The sequence below is a fragment of the Halioglobus sp. HI00S01 genome, assembly GCF_001635445.1.
Classification (GTDB): Bacteria; Pseudomonadota; Gammaproteobacteria; order Pseudomonadales; family Halieaceae; genus Halioglobus; species Halioglobus japonicus.
Genome location: NZ_LWEE01000006.1, coordinates 66,570 through 83,852, shown reverse-complemented (window position 1 = coordinate 83,852; position 17,283 = coordinate 66,570). Strand labels below are relative to the sequence as shown.

At 59.3% G+C, this 17,283-nt stretch carries 14 protein-coding genes; 6 read left to right on the top strand and 8 right to left on the bottom strand.

Annotation, left to right across the window (positions count from 1 at the left end; all coding sequences use genetic code 11):
* Positions 1-621: a methyltransferase gene (locus tag A3709_RS01810; RefSeq protein WP_066049217.1), complete on the top strand. Its 621-nt coding sequence runs from the start codon at positions 1-3 to the stop codon at positions 619-621.
* Between the two features lie 6 nt (positions 622-627).
* Here A3709_RS01810 and A3709_RS01805 read toward each other — a convergent pair whose 3' ends face one another.
* Positions 628-1,779, bottom strand: a complete 1,152-nt coding sequence (locus A3709_RS01805) for a hypothetical protein (protein ID WP_066049214.1) — start codon at positions 1,777-1,779, stop codon at positions 628-630.
* A 226-nt stretch (positions 1,780-2,005) separates the two neighbouring features.
* Between A3709_RS01805 and A3709_RS01800 the strand changes: the two genes are divergently transcribed.
* Complete coding sequence (locus A3709_RS01800; protein WP_066049211.1) at positions 2,006-3,784, top strand: wax ester/triacylglycerol synthase family O-acyltransferase; 1,779 nt, start codon at positions 2,006-2,008, stop codon at positions 3,782-3,784.
* 66 nt (positions 3,785-3,850) lie between these two features.
* Here the strand turns inward: A3709_RS01800 and A3709_RS01795 are convergent, their stop codons facing one another.
* From A3709_RS01795 to eda, 5 genes are all read right to left on the bottom strand, one after another.
* A complete protein-coding gene (locus tag A3709_RS01795; RefSeq protein WP_066049209.1) occupies positions 3,851-4,426 on the bottom strand; it encodes a hypothetical protein in 576 nt (191 codons plus the stop codon).
* Positions 4,427-4,493: 67 nt separating this feature from the next.
* Positions 4,494-7,118 (bottom strand): phosphoenolpyruvate carboxylase, encoded by a 2,625-nt coding sequence (gene ppc, locus A3709_RS01790; protein WP_066049206.1) that lies wholly within the window; start codon positions 7,116-7,118, stop codon positions 4,494-4,496.
* A gap of 12 nt (positions 7,119-7,130) precedes the next feature.
* Positions 7,131-8,129 carry a type I glyceraldehyde-3-phosphate dehydrogenase gene (gene gap, locus A3709_RS01785; protein ID WP_066049204.1) on the bottom strand — a complete coding sequence of 333 codons (999 nt, stop codon included), beginning with the start codon at positions 8,127-8,129 and terminating at the stop codon, positions 7,131-7,133.
* Positions 8,130-9,152: a type I glyceraldehyde-3-phosphate dehydrogenase gene (locus tag A3709_RS01780; RefSeq protein WP_066049201.1), complete on the bottom strand. Its 1,023-nt coding sequence runs from the start codon at positions 9,150-9,152 to the stop codon at positions 8,130-8,132.
* Entirely contained in the window at positions 9,149-9,790 is a 642-nt protein-coding gene (gene eda / locus A3709_RS01775; RefSeq protein ID WP_066049195.1) for a bifunctional 4-hydroxy-2-oxoglutarate aldolase/2-dehydro-3-deoxy-phosphogluconate aldolase, read from the bottom strand. Before eda ends, A3709_RS01780 begins: the two co-directional genes overlap by 4 nt.
* A gap of 126 nt (positions 9,791-9,916) precedes the next feature.
* Between eda and hexR the strand changes: the two genes are divergently transcribed.
* The 4 genes from hexR (at position 9,917) to A3709_RS01755 (ending at position 15,056) form a co-directional block, all read left to right on the top strand.
* Positions 9,917-10,762: a transcriptional regulator HexR gene (gene hexR / locus A3709_RS01770; RefSeq protein ID WP_066049192.1), complete on the top strand. Its 846-nt coding sequence runs from the start codon at positions 9,917-9,919 to the stop codon at positions 10,760-10,762.
* Between the two features lie 71 nt (positions 10,763-10,833).
* Entirely contained in the window at positions 10,834-12,315 is a 1,482-nt protein-coding gene (locus A3709_RS01765; protein ID WP_066049189.1) for a PQQ-dependent sugar dehydrogenase, read from the top strand.
* 122 nt (positions 12,316-12,437) lie between these two features.
* Positions 12,438-13,217, top strand: coding sequence for an endonuclease/exonuclease/phosphatase family protein (locus tag A3709_RS01760; RefSeq protein WP_066049186.1), 780 nt, complete (start codon positions 12,438-12,440; stop codon positions 13,215-13,217).
* Between the two features lie 36 nt (positions 13,218-13,253).
* Complete coding sequence (locus A3709_RS01755) at positions 13,254-15,056, top strand: long-chain-acyl-CoA synthetase (protein ID WP_066049183.1); 1,803 nt, start codon at positions 13,254-13,256, stop codon at positions 15,054-15,056.
* Here the strand turns inward: A3709_RS01755 and A3709_RS01750 are convergent.
* Positions 15,053-16,369 carry a DEAD/DEAH box helicase gene (locus A3709_RS01750; RefSeq protein ID WP_066049180.1) on the bottom strand — a complete coding sequence of 439 codons (1,317 nt, stop codon included), beginning with the start codon at positions 16,367-16,369 and terminating at the stop codon, positions 15,053-15,055. The genes A3709_RS01755 and A3709_RS01750 overlap by 4 nt on opposite strands.
* Before the next feature lie 89 nt (positions 16,370-16,458).
* Entirely contained in the window at positions 16,459-17,253 is a 795-nt protein-coding gene (locus A3709_RS01745; RefSeq protein WP_197484039.1) for a glycerophosphodiester phosphodiesterase family protein, read from the bottom strand.
* Between the last annotated feature and the right edge of the window lie 30 nt (positions 17,254-17,283).

The following is a 17,283-nucleotide window of genomic DNA, read 5'->3' as shown; positions in this document are numbered from 1 at the left end:
TTGGCCAACAAGCCTGTTCTGGAACGCCGCTTCCGCGGCGTTCGCATACCCACCGCGTCGCATCCCGCCATTCGCAAGGTAAAACGTCTGGGCATTGAGCCCTCCATTCACGGCAACAAGCTGTGGAAATCCAGTTGCCTGCTTATCGACTACCTCAAACAGCATCCGCCCGAGCACACGGGCAAGGTGCTGGACGTGGGCTGTGGCTGGGGCATTTCAGGCATCTGGTGTGCGAAAAATTTCCGCTCTGAAGTCACCTCCATGGATGCCGACCCGGACGTCTTCCCTTTTCTGAGCGCCACCGCCGAACTGAATGGCGTGACTACTGAGCACCTCGTGTCACGCTTTGAGAAACTGACCACGCGTCAGCTCAGTCAATACGACATGCTGATTGCCGCAGACATCTGCTTCTGGGATGAACTGGTGAAGCCGGTCACCAACATGATCAACCGCGCGGTCAAAGCCGGCGTCAAACATATTCTGGTCGCCGACCCTGAGCGTTCACCGTTCTTCGAGATCGCTGAAAAGTGCGCGGACAAACACTTCGCTGAAGTACACGAGTGGAGCACCCGGGGATCGATCGAAGCCAACGGCGCCATCATGGTTGTCGAGAACGCCTAAGGGGTATCAGGGCAGCAGCTTATACTCGCGTTCAACCCTGCTCTCGACCGGCTCGCCGCCCTCCCACTGCGGTCGAAACAACGTCGCATTCAAACGGCGACGAAAGCGCGACGTGCTGCTTGACTTGTCGTCCAGCGCCTCGACACGAACGTTGCTGACGCGCCCCTGCCGCGACACGTCAAACAGGGCGTTGACCCGCACCAGATTCTCATCGGGCAAGGGACGAACAAACGCGTTATTGGCGGGTAACGCCACCGGTGCTCCCAGCCACTGCTTCAACAGCGCAGTTTCCCCCGCTTCGCGCAGGTTTTGCTCGACTCGCGTATAGGCTTCCGCAGCTCGATAGCGATTACCCGTCCAGTGGTGCCAATCGCCCAGTGCCAGATCGAGGGCAGCAATTTCCACAGTATCGTCGCCCGCTGCAAGTTGCAGCGCCTGCACTATTTGCCGCCCTTTGGCCGGGGCGGTGCGCAGCAGCCCGCTCATCCGCTGCTGGTCGAGATCGGCTGACAGTGGTTGGGCGCCGAAGATATCTCTCGAATTACTGAATTCAGCCTGCCGCACCAGCGGCTCAATCACATCCATCACGAGGTACAGGTTTTCCATCTGGCTTTGCGCCAGGCCCTTTTTCCATGCGTATGGCGCCTGCGAATCATTCATGGTCGCCTTCAGCAAATCGCCGTTGAGAGACACCAGATCCAATAATCGGCGGGGCTCACCCCCGAGCTTCAGCTGCACGGCTTCGCGTTGCCAGCGTAAATACTCCAGCGCGGCCCTGAGGCGCAACTCGGTATACGGTGGCTTGCCCCGGCCATAAACACGGAAGAAATATTCGTAGCGTCCATCCAGGGTCTGCCAGTCCTGGGTAGCGCGAAACGCCAGAATAAGCTGTCTTAGAACGGGCACCTGGCGCTCACTGTAAAGCCCATCGTTAATGCGCAATACGTGCAGCGCCCTGCGATACACGATGACAGCCGCGGGGTAATCACCCACCGCGAATAACTGATCGCCCAACTGGGCCAGTGGTTCGGTCAATGTATCGGCATAGGGTCCACCGACAAGCTCGCGCTCTTCAAACAGGCGTTGCAGCTTATCCCGATCAATGGCCGGGCCGGACTGCGCCGCCACCCCGGAATCAACACCAGGTTCAGCCCGCAAAAAGTACTTCCCATACGCGGCCGGAGCCGCATAAGAGGACACGCTCACTAGCAGTGCGATGCCCGCGGCAAAGCATTTAAGGGGACAACTATTCAACACACTGGACAAAATTTGCACAACCATTCTGGCGACCTTCTACATTCAATGATATAACGACGCCTCACCTTGGAAACAGGAAATTCCCCCTGTTATTACCGACCCAAGACCACTGGCAAGGCACTTACTCATGAAGCAGTTAGGTATTCTCGACTCCGCCTTTATCAATCTGGAGCAAACCAATACACCTCAGCACATTGGCGGCCTCGGTATTTACGATCCCTCGACTGCCCCGGGTGGTTTTGTGCGTTTCAAGGATGTTATCTCCAGCTTCCAGCGACGCCTTAACAAACAACCCATGTTTCGCACGCGCCTGATAGAAGTACCCGGCGGACTGGATCGCCCCTACTGGGTCAAAGACGCTAACTTTGACGTCGAATTCCACCTGCGGCACATTGCCCTGCCCGAACCCGGCGACTGGCGCCAACTGTGCATTCAGGTCGCCAGGCTGCACGCCCGTCCGCTCGACATGAGCCGCCCCCTTTGGGAGGCCTATATTATCGAGGGCCTGGACAATATTCCCGGCCTGCCCAGCGGCTGCTTCGCCATCTATACAAAAATGCATCACTCTCTGGTTGACGGCGCTGGCGGTTCCTCGTTTATGGCGCTGATTCACGACCTGGTTGCCAACCCAGGTCCGGACGTCGAAGAAGATGAAGAGCCAATGCTGGTCGATGTAGAGCCGAGCGTGTCGGAACTGCTCACCAAGGCCAGTTTCAATGGCGTGAAGAACACCGTCGATCTGCTCAAGGGCACGGTGAGAAACGCCGTGGATCTGGGACGTTATGCCCTGGATGTCGCCCGCAACGAAATCCCTGCACCCGACATTACCGCTCCCAAAACCATTCTCAACCAACCGGTCGGACCGCACCGCGTGTTTGACGCGGCGGAGTTTCCACTCGACGGTTTCAAGGCGATCAAAAACGCCGCCGGTGTCACCGTCAACGATGTGGCGCTCACCGTTATTGGCGGCGCCATGCAAAGATACCTCAAGCATCATGGGCATGCCCCCGAGGAAGGGTCTCTGGCCGCAGGTATTCCACTGAATATGCGCACTCGCCGTGGTGTCACCGACGACAACAACCAGGTGGGTTCGGTGTACTGTTCACTGCACACGGATATTGAAGAACCCCTGGAGCGCCTGCGCGCCGTTCACCAGTCTTCACAGGATGCCAAGACCAGCGGCGAAGCCAGCCCACTGGTAGACGTACTGAAAATTGCCGGTGCAGTCTCTCCGGTCGTGGCAAAAACAGCTGCCGGAATCTGGGCGCGCAATGAGCTTTCCACCTATGTTCCCGCGAACATTTCCACGGTGGTCTCCAACGTCGCGGGACCCGATTTCCCGCTGTATTGCGCCGGGGCCCGCATGGTGGATTACTTCGGTCTGGGATTACTCACCCCGGGTGTGGGGCTGTTCCACCTGGTGTTCAGCTACTCTGGCAAGGTGACGCTATCGATGCTGGGCGATCGCAATATCATTCCCGACCCAGAGACTTACCATGATTGCCTCGTAGAGGCCTATGAAAACCTCTATGCCGCGGTCACGACCGACGCCAAGGCCACCGAGGGCAAGGTTGACGCCCGCAAGCGCAAACGCGCTGCAGCCAAGCCTGCGACAACTGCCGGCAAAACCGCCTCCGGGAAAGCACCGGCGAAAAAAGCTGCTGCCAAAAAGAAAGCTGCGGCAAAGAAAAAGCCCGCTGCCAAGAAAAAAGCACCTGCAGGGAAAAAGGCGGCCACCAAACAAGCGCCTACCAAAAAAACGGCGGCGGCAAAGGCTCCGGTAAAGAAAGCCGCAGCAAAGAAAAAACCAGCGGCGAAAAAGAAGGCCACGGTAAAAAAGGCACCCGCGCGTAAGAAAGCGCCTGCCAAAGCGCGGCCCAAGGCCAAGCCAAAGCTGGCCAGCTGATCACCCTCGGCCAGCCACAAAAAAGCCCGGCGCGAAGGCCGGGCTTATCGTCATCCTGACACCGCGCTATAGCGGGGTGTAAGTAAATTTCTGTCCGCCGAGTGCGGCCTCATACATCAAGCCGCCCTTGGCGATAGTGAAGATGGCCATACCCTTGCGATAGCCCGAATTGTAGGTAGAGGCATCGTTCTGCCCTCCCGAGGCGCCTGCCGCCAGACCGCCGCCGGTATTCGCTTCCGCCGACACACCCGCCGTCAGGGCGACGGCTGTTGCCTGGGCACTGAACTCGAAGTTGCCTGTCGTAAACTCACGGTATGCGCGCTGGTCTTCGAAGAAAACGATCTGGCTAAACGCCTGGCCACCCAGCTGGAAACCCATCGTCAGCTGGGTCATGGTGGTGTTGCCGACATGGCGACCACCCACGTAGACCTGGCCTCCGCCGTGAGCGCCGCCAATGCCAATACCGCCTTTGCCAATGGTCGGGAACAAGGCATAGCCATAGGCATTGTTAAAAAATGGCGCCGTACCTGCGGCGGCTTGGAACGCCGAGAGCGTTTTGGCGTATTTGTCTTGCGCCACGGCCCCCTGCCCTACCAGGGCAAGAGCAACAAACAGGCAGAGCGTACGGACAATCTGTGACATGGAATTTTCCTCAGAGTATTTCTATCAGCGGCTATTCTCAGCAGCAGACACGCCCGGGTCAAGAACATCAGCCTGTATTGCGCATCCCTGCGGCGATACCGGCAATTGTGACCATAATCGCACGCTCGAGTTCCGGGCGAGACGCCTCGCGGTTGCGGCGCAGCAGCTCCGCCTGCAGGAAGTTCAGCGGGTCTGTATAAATATTGCGCAACCGCAATGATTCCGCCTCCCAGGAATCCTCTCCCATGGGCGATTCAGCACCGGTCAGCGCCAGCACCGTCGCAGTGTCACTGGCGAGCTTGGCGCGCAGCTGCTCGCCAATCGGTCTGAGCTCATCCGGCACCAGGCGGTCGTCATAAAACGCCGACAGCCCCGATTCACTCTTGGCAAACACCATTTCCAGCATCGACAACCTGGCCGCAAAGAAAGGCCACTGCTCGGCCATTTCCTGCAAGCGGTCACCCTCGCCATCAGCCACCGCCATCGCCAGGGCCTCACCCGCACCCAGCCATGCCGGCAACATCAGCCGGTTCTGTGACCAAGCAAAAATCCAGGGAATTGCGCGCAGGCTTTCGATACCTCCGCCGCTCTTGCGCCTGGCAGGCCGTGAACCCAGCGGCAACTTGGCCAGCTCCTGTTCCGGCGTCGCATGGCGAAAATAAGGGACAAACTCGGGCTCACCACGAATCACCGCGCGGTAGGCATCGCAGGATCGCTCTGACAAGGTGTCCATGATCTCTCGCCAGGCATCGCTCGGTGCTGGCGGCGTCTGCAGATTCGCGCGACAAATAGCCACGGTATAGAGGGCCAGTGTTTTGACCGCCAGTGACGTCCACCCAAGCTTGGTGCGAATCATCTCGCCCTGCTCGGTAACTCGCAGGCCATTGCGCAACGAACCAGGCGGCTGTGACAGCAATGCCTCGCGCGCCGGCGCACCGCCGCGGCCAATCGTGCCGCCGCGGCCATGGAATAGCGTGAGGCTCACTTGATGAGCCCCGCACACCTCCAGCAGTTCCTCCTGGGCGCGATACTGCGCCCAGGATGCGGCCAGCACGCCGGCATCCTTGGCAGAATCCGAGTAACCAATCATCACCATCAGCTGACCGCCAATATGCCCTCGATACCAGCTGTCATCTAGTAGCGTTGTGACCACCTGACGCGCCCGGGAAAGATCATCCAGCGTTTCGAACAGGGGCGCCACCGGCAGCGAGTAAGTAACACCGGCATCCTGTAACAACAGGTGTACAGCCAATACATCCGAGGCCTGCCTGGCCATGGAAATCACATAGGCACCGAGTGCCTCGGGTGGCTGTTGGGCAACTACGGCACAGGTGTCCAGGACTTCCTGAACGTCAGCGCTGGGCTGCCAGTTGCGCGGCACCAGCGGGCGGCGACTGGACAGTTCGCGCAACAAAAATGCCTGGCGCGCAGGTTCATCCCAATCGGCGTAATCCCCGAGACCAAGATACGTGGTCAGCTCGGATAAAACCTCCGTATGACGGGTGCTGTCCTGGCGTACATCATGGCGCACCAGGTGCACGCCAAAGCAACGCACCCGACGCAACACATCGAGCAACGTGCCCCGGGCAATAATCTCCATACCGCACTCGAGCAGCGACTGATAACAGGCTTCAAGGGGATCCCAGAGCTGGGCGATGTCGGTGAGAATGTCACCCTCTTGGGGCAACTCGTCATTGAGCTGGGCTTCAATATGATCGCGAGTGCGACGCAGCAGCGTGCGCAAATTGCGCACCACTGCACGGTAGGGTTCGTGGGCGCCACCGGCCAGCGCCTGTAGCGAGGCACTGCAACGAGTCATAGACAGCTCTTCAATCAGGCGATTGAGATCGCCCAGATACAACTCAACCGCCTGCCAGCGACTCAGCAGCAATACTTCACGCGTCACGGCCGCCGTCACATTGGGATTGCCGTCGCGGTCGCCCCCCATCCAGGACACGAATGACACCGGGGCCGCATCCAGCGGCAGCTGGCAATCGCCATGTTCCTGCAGCGCAGTATCGAGGCGCCGCAGGAACTCGGGGACAGCCCACCACAGCGATTCTTCGACAACAGCGAAACCCCACTTGGCCTCGTCGACAGGGCTGGGGCGTTCCGTGCGGAAATCATCGCCGTACCATATCTGGGCGATGAGCTCGCGCAAGCGCGCGTGGAGATGCTCACGCTCGCGTTCAGCCAGCCCGCCCAGCTCCAATTGGCTCAGGCAACGCCCAATCTCTCCGTGCTTATGAATAAGCGTGCGCCGCGTAATCTCGGTAGGGTGCGCGGTCAGCACTAACTCAATATTGAGATTGGCAATCGCAGCGGCGATATCCGCAGCCGACGCTCCCTCCGTGGCAAGCTCACGCAGGTTACTGTCGAGATTCCGTGACGCTGACAGCAGCGGGTCCATGCCCCGCGAAATCATATGCTGTTGATCGGCGATATTGGCCAGGTTCAGAAACTGGGCGAAAGCGCGAGCCACCGGCACCAGTTGCTCGCCCTCCAGCCCGCGCAACTGCTCCAGTAATGACTGTCGATCATCGACGTCGCCGTCGCGGGCACCGCGAGACAACGTTCGAATACGCTCAATCAGCGCCAGAAAGTCCTCGCCTTCTGCACTGGCCACGGTTTCACCCAGGATTCTTCCCAGCAAACTGACATTGCCGCGCAAGCTTGCGTAATCTGCTTCCATGTTTGGTTCCTGCTACCAGTGACTGATCCGGCCCAACAGGTCACACACCCGCGAGGAGTAACCCCACTCGTTATCGTACCAGTTGAGCACTCGCAGATAGCGATCGGCGGTCACGCCGCTAAAACCTGCATCGTAAATCGAAGAGTGTGAGTTGCCGATAATATCTGAAGAGACGATCGGCGTATCGCTGTACTGGAGAATTCCTTTGAGTCGGTCGGACTGCGCGGCCTCACGCACCACCGCATTGACCTCGTCGGTGGTCACCGATTTACCCAGCTTCACAAACAGGTCAACCACGGAACCGTCCGGCACCGGCACCCGCGCAGCGATACCGTGCAGTTTCCCCTGCAACTGGGGCAATACCTCGCCGACAGCTTTGGCGGCACCGGTCGACGTGGGAATAATATTTTCCGCAGCGGCCCGACTGCGGCGCCAATCTGAGTGCGGCACGTCCGCCAGACGTTGGTCATTGGTGTACGCGTGTACGGTGTTAATGACGCCCTCTTCAATACCAAAGGCATCGTTGAGCACCCGCGCCATTGGCGCCAGGCAATTCGTCGTACAGCTGGCGTTGGAGATGATCCGATGCTCGGGGACAAGGCCCTCGTCATTCACACCCAGTACCACGGTGTAGTCAACGGGATCTTTCGAGGGTACTGTTAGCACAACCCGACCGGCGCCAGCTGCCAGGTGTTGCTGTAGCTGTTCTCGGGCGCGAAATACGCCGGTGGCCTCCACCACCACATCAATACCCAGCTCGCGCCAGGGTAAGTCGGCAGGCAAGCGTTCCTTGAGGAGTTTCACCCGCCCCTTGTCGGTGACAAATTCGTCACCCTCCAGCGCCAGGTTTTTTCCGAAGGGGCCCATGACCGTGTCGTAACTCAATAAATAGCGCAGCGCATCGTTATCGAACAAATCATTGATGGCGACCACATCGACACCTTCGACGCTTTCGAGAATACGAAATACCGAACGGCCAATACGACCAAAACCATTAATTGCAACTTTCATTTACGCGGCCTCCTTCTGCGCATCGAGCGTGGCATACAGCCTGACCACGTCCAGCAGCCGCGAGGCGTGCCCGAGATTTTCATACCAACTCAGGGTTTTAATGGTGTTGTTGCCCGCCTTGATGGTGCCCTTAGCATCGAACAGCAACGAGAGGGGGCTACCGATGACATCGGAAGACACAATTGGATCCTCCGCAACGCCGAGAATGCCCGGCTTTGCCGCGGCGGCAGCGCGCATAACTTCGTTGACCGCATCGGCGTCCACGGAGGCATCGCCCAGCACCAGATTGACGTCGAGCAGACAACCCTCCTGAACCGGCACATTCAGCGCTGAGGTCAGTATCTTGCCGTCGAACTGAGGCAGAATGTTGCCGAGCCACAGGGCGGCCTCATGGCTGTTAGGAATAATATTCTTGGCGGCAGAACGACTGCGGCGGAAGTCCGAGCCCGCATAGTCCTGCAGTGCCTGATCAGAGGTAAAGGCATGGACGGTAGTCATGCTGCCGCACTCGATCTCAAAGTGGCCGGCAAGGCTGTCCAGCAGCAGGGCCAGCGCGCTGGTCGTCGCGCTGCCAGCGGATATCATGCGATCGTTGGCCGTGGCGCTCTGCTCGTTAATACCCGGAATGACAATGCGATCAATCCCATCAGTCGGCAGCGTGCGCAGGAGTACGCGCGGCGTGCCATTGCCCAGATGATCTTCCATATAACGACGATCGCGATACTTACCCGTGGAATCAATGACCATGTCCACGCCGAAGATATCCCAGGGCATCTCCGCCGGGCGATCAATTTCCATCAGCCGCGCCCGGAAACGATGATTGACCAGAAAGTTGCCCTCGAGTCTATGCTGCTCGGGGTCAGACCCCTCTGAGCACAAGAGGTAGTGCAGAATTTCCGGTTTGCCGATATCGGCGATAGCCACCACCTCAAGATCGTCGCTGGCAGCAGCCAGCTGATAGATCTGGCGGCCGGTCTGGCCGAACCCCATAATGCCCACTCGGATGGGCCTACGCTGTGTCATGTGTTTTCTCCTGATCTCTGTGTGTCTGTCGACATGGCCTCGCGCGCCAGTCTTTCAATTTCATCCCAGTCGCCGCCGGCCACCAGACTCGAAGCGACCATCCACGACCCACCGCAACACACCACATTGGGCAGGGCCAGAAAATCGCGAAAGTTCTCGGGGCTAAGCCCCCCGGTGGGACAGAACCTGGCCTCAGGGAAAGGCCCGCCCAGGGCTTTCAACATGCCCAACCCCCCGAGCGTGACCGCGGGAAATAGTTTGAATAACTCAAAACCATAGGCCTGGGCCTGCAGGATCTCAGAGGCACTTGCGACACCAGGTACAAAATCCAGCGGCGCCTCAGCAGCGGCCTGCAACAGCGCCGGGGTCGCCCCGGGGCTGAGCGCCAGCGTCACCCCGGCATCGACCACCCTGGCGACGTCTGCAGGTGTATTCACGGTTCCGGCGGCGACCAACAATTCGGGAACTTCACGCTGCACCGCGGCGATAGCGTCCAGCGCCGTCGGCGTGCGCAGGGTGATTTCTATGGCAGTCATGCCACCTCGCTGCAACGCGCGGGCCAGATTGATCGTTGCGCTGATATCACCTGCCGTTACCACCGGCAAAACCCGGCTTGCGGCCAGTGTCTGTTCTAACATGAGCTCACTCGCGTGTAATTTTATTACATTTAATGAACTTTAGTTCCATTTTTTGCATCATTCAAGCTATTATGAGCATCTTTATGTATTTTTATTACATATTTATGGATTGTACGGAGTACGCCCATGACACTACTGGCCGATCTCGCCGACCCCAGGGTTAAACGCAGCAAATCTGCGCACAAGCTGGCCGCCTGCGTAACTGGAGACCCGCAGGCGGTGGTTTCCATGAGCACCGCCACCCTGGCCACCCTCGCCGGCGTCAGCGAACCGACGGTAAACCGCTTCTGCACTGGCCTGGGATATAAGGGCTTTCCGGATTTTAAACTGGCGCTGGCGGGCGAGCTCGCCCGACGCCAGCCCCGCATCACCCAGGACATCGACACCGACGACTCAGCCGGCCAGGTCGTGGCAAAGGTGTTTGAGCACACCCAGGCCAGCCTCAACAGTGCGCAGCAACACCTGCAGCTGGAGTCACTGCATCGAGCTGTTGACGCCCTGGCCAGCGCCCGCTCGATCGCCCTGTGCGGACTGGGGGCTTCGGCCTCAGTGGCCCTGGATGCGCAACACAAATTACTGCGTTTCCCAGTGCCCGTATCGGCCCATACGGACATCATCAATCAACGCATGCTGGCCACAGGCCTGACCCGCGACGACTGCCTGGTGTGCATTTCCTACACCGGCCGCACCACGGCGATGGTGGAGCTGGCACAATTGGCCGCTGGCACTGGTGCCCGCGTACTAGCCCTGACCGCCCCAGGCTCACCACTGGCCAACACCTGCGATCTGGTCCTGGGCGTGGAGAGTGGTGAGGACACCGACCTCTACACCCCCATGAGCTCTCGTATTGCCCAGCTGGTCATCATCGACGTGCTGGCAACCTGCCTGGCCCTGCGCCTGGGTGATTCATTCGGCGAGCACCTGGCAGCCGTAAAGAACAATCTCAGCGATACGCGTAACCAGCCCGAATAACACCAGCTCTCGCTTGTGGCAGCGATGCGGACTAATATCTGGGGATAGGCCAACACAAAAGGATTCATCCCTTGAAAAAACTGCTCGCCGGAGTTCTGGTATTCGTCGGCTTACTCGCGATCGCCTGGGTCAGTCTGCTCATGAGTGGCAACATTGCCAATTACAGTGTTTCCATGATTCTTAATGTTGCCACCGGCCGCCCCGGGGCAAGTATTGATGAGCAATCCGCGCAGCAACACTACACGCTGCCTGACGGCTTCTCGGTACAGATCTTCGCCAACGATTTACCCAAGGCGCGCTTCCTGCGCTTCACCCAGGCCGGCGATCTATTGGTCAGCCGTCCTCACGCCGGCGACATTGTGCTCCTCGAACCCGACCGCGATGGCGACGGCTACAGCGACGCCCGGCGCACCATCATCAGCGAGCTGGATCGCCCCCAGGGCATGGACTTTGACGGTGAATGGCTCTATATCGCTGAGCGCGAGCGCATTGGTCGTATCCGCTTCGACCACAACGCCGGCGCGACAGTGGACCACTACGAAGACGTTGTCACCAGCCTCACCGGCGACGGTAACCACTGGAGCAAAACCATTCGCTTCGGGCCGGATGGCATGCTGTACCTGGCCCAGGGCTCAACCTGCAACATCTGCGTAGAGTCCGACCCGCGCAGAGCGACTATCATGCGCTTCAGGGCCGATGGCAGTGACGGCGAAATATTTGCCACTGGCCTGCGCAACAGTGTCGGGTTCGATTGGTCGCCTGTTGACGGCGCGCTGTACGCCACTGACAACGGCCGGGACATGCTCGGCGACAACTTTCCTCCCTGTGAACTCAACCGGGTGGAGTTAGGTAATTTTTACGGCTGGCCGTACTTCAACGGCAACAACGTTCCGGACAAGGACATGGGCCCCGATCCCCTCGCCCAGCAGCGACTTCCTGTCGCCCCCGTGCACGGCTTTCGTGCCCACAATGCCCCCCTGGGTATCAGCTTTGTGGACGGCAGCGACTGGCCCGGAGACTTCGACCTCGTGGCCCTGGTCGCACTCCACGGGTCCTGGAACCGCAGCGAACCCGATGGCTATGAAGTGGTATCCCTGCACTTCAGCGACGATGGTATCGAGGAACGAACCTTTCTCGGCGGCTTCAATCAGAACGGCAATATACTGGGACGCCCGGTCGACGTTATTCAGGGCCCGGACGGTGCCATTTATATCTCTGACGATTACGCCGGTGCCATATACCGCGTCTCTACAGATACACCAGCCCAGGGGCCAAATGCCCTCGACGCGCTCAATACTGCCGCAGACACGACCACACCCGACTGGGTAGCGCAGAGCGATGTACAGGCACTGGCTCGACAAGGTGCTGCGCTCTACCAGCAGCACGCTTGTTCCACTTGCCATGAACAGGGCGAGAACCCCTTGCCCCTGGTCGAGGTCAGCTACGACGCAGTTGAACGGGCCCTGGTAGCACCCCAGGCGCCTATGCCGCTACTGCCGCTCAGCGAGACAGAGCGACGCGCACTCGCTGCATTTATCGTTAGCGGGCAGTAGCCACGCATGCTCCGCTGGCTGCCCAATGCGCACTCGAGCCTGCTCCTGGGCCTGCCGCCGGAGCTACTGACGGCCCGCCAGCTATGCGCGCCGGCAGCGCATGAAAATTACTGAGTTGTTGAATGTCCGCCATCCAGATCAAAGCGCTCACCTATAACATCCACAAGGGCTATACCACGGGCAACCGAAAATTCATGTTGGAGTCGATGCGTGATCGCATTACCGAAACCGAGGCCGACATCGTCTTTCTGCAGGAAATTCACGGCACTGCCATCCAAACTGATGCCCAGAAACGCAAGTTTTCATACCCCGAGCAACCGCACTTTGAATTCCTCGCTGACCAGGCCTGGCCGCACTATGCCTATGGCCGCAACGCCATTTATCGCAAGGGGGATCACGGTAACGCTATATTGAGTCGCTACCCCTTTGTGGCCTGGGAAAATATCGATGTCTCGAAATTTCCGCGCTCCAGTCGCAGCATTCTGCACGGCATCATCGAGATACCTGGCGCCGCCAAGCCACTGCATACGTTGTGCGTGCACCTCGGTCTGCTGGAGCAGGAGCGCAAGGAACAACTGCAGGCCCTGACCGCCCGGATTGATCAACACGTGCCGGGCGACGAGCCGATGATTATTGCCGGAGACTTCAACGACTGGCGCCGACGGGCCGAAAACCATCTGCACGACGATCTCAACCTGACTGAGTTATTCGCCGAGTTACAGGGCCGACACGCGCGCACCTTTCCCGTCTGGGCACCCCTGCTGCCCGTGGATCGTATTTACTATCGAGGTATCACGCCGCTCAGCTGTGATCGCCTGTGCCGCGGGCACTGGCGAGACCTCTCAGATCACGCCGCGCTGGCCGGTGTGTTTGCACTGGCATGCGCGGACAATGATAGCTAAGGTTACCCCTTCCCTGTTGACAGAGAGCCTGATCAGATGAGAAGCGCAGTCGGCATTGCCCGGGCCGTTCCGGTACTCGCCAAACTACCCGGCATGATTAAGCCCAGGCCCGCCTCCGCGCGAGACTGTGTTGCCATGCGAGTCCAGCAACAGGCCGAAAAACTGCCTCATCATGTGGCAATCACCTTCGAGGGCACAGAATGCACGTGGGGTGAGTTCAATCGTGAGGCCAACCGATTTGCCAGGGCATTGCAGCACGCGGGGGTTGCCCGGGGCGACACCGTCAGCCTGTTCATGGAGAACCGGATCGAGTATCTCAGCTGCCTGGTGGCTATCAATAAACTGGGCGCCTGCGCATCACTGATCAACCACAATCTCATTGGTAAATCGCTCGCCCACTGCCTGACGATCACTGGCTCGCGCTTTTGCATCTTCGGCGAGGAGCGAATTTCTCCCCTGGATCAGCTCACCCAGGGCGAGGACCTCGAGGCACTGCGCAGCAGCTTCTATGTGGCGGACCACGGCGCAACGCCCTGCCCGGAGTGGGCAGTGGACCTCGGGGAAGCGGCAGCTGCGCGCGAATCCCACGACCTCGCGGAAACCGAGGATGTGACCATCGCTGACAGTGCACTCAACATTTTCACCTCGGGCACCACCGGGCTGCCAAAAGCCAGTGTGGTCAGCAATAAACGGCTGCTCTTATCGGCAGGTCTCTCCAGTCTTGTGGGCTTGCGCTGCGATGAGCACGACTGCATTTATCTGTGCCTGCCGCTCTACCATGGTACGGGGCTTTTTCTAGGCGCCGGGGCGGCCTTCCTGACGGGTGCGAGCCTGTTCCTGCGGCGCAAATTTTCAGCGACAGCCTTTGTTCCCGAGGTACGTGAAGCCGGGGCAACCTGCTTTATTTATATCGGTGAAATCTGCCGGTACCTGCTCGCGACGCCCGCCCAGGAAGACGACTATGCTACCCCGCTGCGTACGGTCATGGGCAACGGACTCCGCCCGGACATCTGGCATGCGTTTAAGTCACGCTTTGGGATTGATCTGGTCTCGGAGTTTTACGGTTCCAGCGAAGGCAACGTGTCGGCGATCAACCTGTTCAATCGCGACTGTACGATTGGCGCCATCCCCCTGCCTCACGCACTGGTGAAGTACGACGTGGACAACGACGAGATACTGCATGACGAACAGGGCTATTGTCTCCGCGCCGACGTGGACGAGCCCGGGCTTGCACTGGGCAAAATCACCGCTACCAACCAGTTTGAGGGCTATACCAGCCGCGAGGCGACGGAAGCGAAAATATTGCGCGACGTGTTCATGCCGGGTGACGCCTGGTTTAACACCGGCGATCTGCTCAAACGCGTCGATGTGGGCTTTGCCATGGGTTTACCCCATTATCAATTCGTCGACCGTGTCGGCGACACGTTCCGCTGGAAAGGCGAAAACGTCTCTACCAATGAGGTGGGTGAAGTTCTCAATGCGCACAGCCAGGTGCACTTTTGTAATGTGTACGGCGTGGCTGTGCCGGGCACCGACGGTCGTGCGGGGATGGCCGCGCTCATGCTTGAAGAGAACGCCGGCGAGCTGGATCTGGAGAGTTTCTCTACGCTGGTACAGGAACAGCTGCCGGCCTACGCGCGCCCACTGTTCCTACGAATACTACCCAGCATGGAGACGACCGGCACGTTCAAGATGCTCAAGGGCGAGCTGCGTGATCAGGGTTTTGACCCTGTAAAAGTCGGTGGTGTCGTCTACGTACTCAAGCCCGGTAGTCGCCGCTACGAGCCGCTGGACGATAAGTTTTTGGCAGAACTGCTGGCGGGCAACAGCGGCTTTTAACGGTTACCACTACTATTGCGACCGCCGCCTCCGGCGCGGGCGCGACGGCGTCTACGAGGGCGCTGGTTACCTTCATTACGTGCACCTGCACCCGCGGCCCGCTGAGGTCCACCCTTGCTCTTGCCGGCGTGTTTGCCTGGCTTGTGGGCGCGGCGCAGCGGCGCATTCTCCGGCACTTCGTGCTCAGGTTCGAAGCCATCCACATACTCGCGAGTAATATGCCGCTGAATAAGCTGCTGGATACCATTGAGCTGTTTGATCTCATCGGCGCTGACCAATGAGTAGGCCTTGCCCGCCGCGCCAGCTCGGCCGGTGCGGCCAATACGGTGAACATAGTCTTCAGGCACATTGGGTAGGTCGAAATTCACCACCTGAGGCAGCTGGGCAATATCCAGACCGCGGGCCGCGATATCCGTGGCCACCAGTACGCGAACTTTACCGCGCTTAAAGCCCTCCAGGGCACGGGTACGTGCGCCCTGGCTCTTGTTGCCATGGATAGCCGCCGCTTCCAGGCCCGCCTTGTCGAGTTGCTGCGCGAGACGATTCGCGCCGTGCTTGGTGCGGGTAAATACCAGGACCTGCTGCCAGTTATGGTTTTCCACCAGTTCACGCAGCAACGCACTCTTGCGCTTTTTGTCGACCGGGTAAATCCACTGCTCAACGGTATCAGCCGTGGCGTTGGCAGGATTGACCTCCACTTCCACGGGGTTGGATAGAATACTGCCGGTGAGCTCGCGAATTTCCGGCGCGAACGTGGCCGAGAACAACAGGTTTTGGCGCTTGGCGGGAAGCAACTTCAGGATTCGGCGAATGTCGTGGATAAAGCCCATATCCAGCATCCGGTCCGCTTCATCCAGCACCAAAATCTCCAGCTCTGAAAAATCGACCTCACCCTGCCCATGCAGATCCAGCAAGCGGCCCGGCGTGGCCACCAGAATGTCGATCCCGCGACGCAACTTGGCAATCTGGGGGTTGATCTTGACCCCGCCAAACACCACTGCCGATTTCAGCGGCAGATGGGCGCCGTAGGTTTCAACGCTGTCGCCAACCTGGGCAGCCAGTTCCCGCGTGGGGGTCAGCACCAGCGCGCGCAAGCGGTGAGGGTGCACCGGCGCCGTGTCATGCAGGCGATGTAACAGAGGCAGCGTAAAGCCCGCGGTCTTGCCAGTACCGGTCTGGGCCGCAGCCATAACATCCCGGCCCGACAGTACAGCGGGGATCGCCTGTGCCTGGATGGGAGAGGGTTTGCTGTAGCCCTTTTCCTGAACGGCCTGAAGCAGCGCAGGGGACAGGCCCAATTGCTCAAATGACATGATTTCTCTTGTTGATAGATGCCGGATACGGCGAGGGCGCGCATCTTACTGTATTGGGGCCTGAATAGATAGCAGCCCGCCCCGCCGTCTCAAGGCAGATTTCGGTCCAGAATGCCCTGCAATTTCACCGCATCATTGCTGAAAATCCACTCCACGCCGCGGTTCAGTTCCCGGAACAGGCTGTTACGCGAGCGGGGAAAGCCCACCCCAATCCGCTGCCCGGCCGCCTCGTGCCGCTGCTGCACTGCACTCGACATTAACAGGAAGTGCCCCGCCAGGCCGCAATAGCCTCGCGCCAGGCTCACGGCACTTAAGGACGCGACATTGGTTTCGGCAACGGGGAGCAGTGCGCTCGCTGGCGCAAACGCCGCCAGCGCGAACAGTTCCGGATCCAGGGCCAGAAAGTGATAATCAGTGCCAGGCTGCAGAGGCTGTAAATGGCTCTCCAGAATCGCACGCTGCTCGTCCAACCGGTCAGGATCAAAGGTTTTGATTTCGAGCATGAGGTGCGCCTGTCCGGCAAAGGCGTCAATCAACTCCGCGAGGCTCGGCAGTTCTGGCAGTGCCTGGCGCAGCTCGTCAAATGGGGTCGCAGCAACCACCAGTTTGCGGCCGAATACCCGCGCTGTATCGGCGTCATGACAAATAACGGGCACATTGTCCTGCGTCCAGCGAATATCGCACTCAATTCCCCAGACACCGGCAGACCTTGCATGCGAGAAGGCCTTCAGGGTATTTTCGTGGACTCGCACATTATCGTGTTCACCTCGATGGGAGATGATCTTGCAATTGCGCAGCGCAGACTCAGCCGGCAGCGACCGCGGCCACAAAGATGCGGCCCCGTCCACGAGGCTCATCGCCAGATTCTGTAGTAACTCCTTCAAGCGGAACGTCTCCACGATAGTGCATTTTTC

Excerpts from the sequence above, each read along its gene's own strand:
- gap (WP_066049204.1), bottom strand. The coding sequence starts at position 8,129 with ATGAAAGTTGCAATTAATGGTTTTGGTCGTATTGGCCGTTCGGTATTT.
- A3709_RS01780 (WP_066049201.1), bottom strand. The coding sequence starts at position 9,152 with ATGACACAGCGTAGGCCCATCCGAGTGGGCATTATGGGGTTCGGCCAG.
- ppc (WP_066049206.1), bottom strand. The coding sequence starts at position 7,118 with ATGGAAGCAGATTACGCAAGCTTGCGCGGCAATGTCAGTTTGCTGGGA.
- A3709_RS01750 (WP_066049180.1), bottom strand. The coding sequence starts at position 16,369 with ATGTCATTTGAGCAATTGGGCCTGTCCCCTGCGCTGCTTCAGGCCGTT.
- A3709_RS01795 (WP_066049209.1), bottom strand. The coding sequence starts at position 4,426 with ATGTCACAGATTGTCCGTACGCTCTGCCTGTTTGTTGCTCTTGCCCTG.
- A3709_RS01760 (WP_066049186.1), top strand. The coding sequence starts at position 12,438 with ATGTCCGCCATCCAGATCAAAGCGCTCACCTATAACATCCACAAGGGC.
- A3709_RS01800 (WP_066049211.1), top strand. The coding sequence starts at position 2,006 with ATGAAGCAGTTAGGTATTCTCGACTCCGCCTTTATCAATCTGGAGCAA.
- eda (WP_066049195.1), bottom strand. The coding sequence starts at position 9,790 with ATGTTAGAACAGACACTGGCCGCAAGCCGGGTTTTGCCGGTGGTAACG.
- A3709_RS01755 (WP_066049183.1), top strand. The coding sequence starts at position 13,254 with ATGAGAAGCGCAGTCGGCATTGCCCGGGCCGTTCCGGTACTCGCCAAA.
- hexR (WP_066049192.1), top strand. The coding sequence starts at position 9,917 with ATGACACTACTGGCCGATCTCGCCGACCCCAGGGTTAAACGCAGCAAA.